Annotated in this window: 1 protein-coding gene; it reads left to right on the forward strand. The window is 59.1% G+C overall.

The window, feature by feature from the left end; genetic code table 11:
* The coding region (locus IE94_RS40165; protein WP_037924758.1) for a hypothetical protein at positions 1 to 671 on the forward strand (671 nt) is incomplete at its 5' end.
* Positions 672 to 771: the final 100 nt, after the last annotated feature.

The raw sequence follows: 771 nt of genomic DNA on the forward strand, positions 1-771 counted from the left end.
CGCAGGTATATCTGGACGAAATGCGCGCAGCCAACGTCCCGGACCTGGACAACGCTCGCGCCACCGAGGACCAGAAGAAGCTGACCGCGGAAGAACACATGGAGATCCTCCGCAACAACAACTTCAAGCCAAGCGCCGGCGGGAAAACACGCCAGACCTACCAGTGGTTCAACGGTGTCAAATCAGGCAGGAGGACGGTGCCGCAGGTATATCTGGACGAAATGCGCGCAGCCAACGTCCCGGACCTGGACAACGTTCGCGCCACCGAGGACCAGAAGAAGCTGACCGCGGAAGAACACATGGAGATCCTCCGCAACAACAATTTCAAGCCACGTACCGGCGGGAAAACACGCCAGACCTACCAGTGGTTCAACGGTGTCAAATCGGGCAAGATCACGGTGCCGCAGGTTTATCTGGACGAAATGCGCGCAGCCAACGTCCCGGACCTGGACAACGCTCGCGCCACCGAGGACCAGAAGAAGCGGACCGCGGAAGAACACATGGAGACCCTCCGCAACAACAATTTCAAGCCAAGTAGCGTCGGGGAAACAGCCCAGACCTACGACTGGCTCCAAAAAATCAGAAATGGCCATATTCTGGTTTCACAGGATCATCTGGACGCGATGCGTGAGGTCGGCGTCTCGGGCCTGGACAACGCTCGCACCCGATAACACTGAGCGTTTTCAACGTGGCCACTGATCGGGTGACGGCGGTGATGCGAACCCGGGTGCGCAACGGACAGGGCTCCCGTGCCGTTGAGGGAGGTGTTCG

Source organism: Streptomyces violaceorubidus, from assembly GCF_000717995.1.
GTDB lineage: Bacteria > Actinomycetota > Actinomycetes > Streptomycetales > Streptomycetaceae > Streptomyces > Streptomyces violaceorubidus.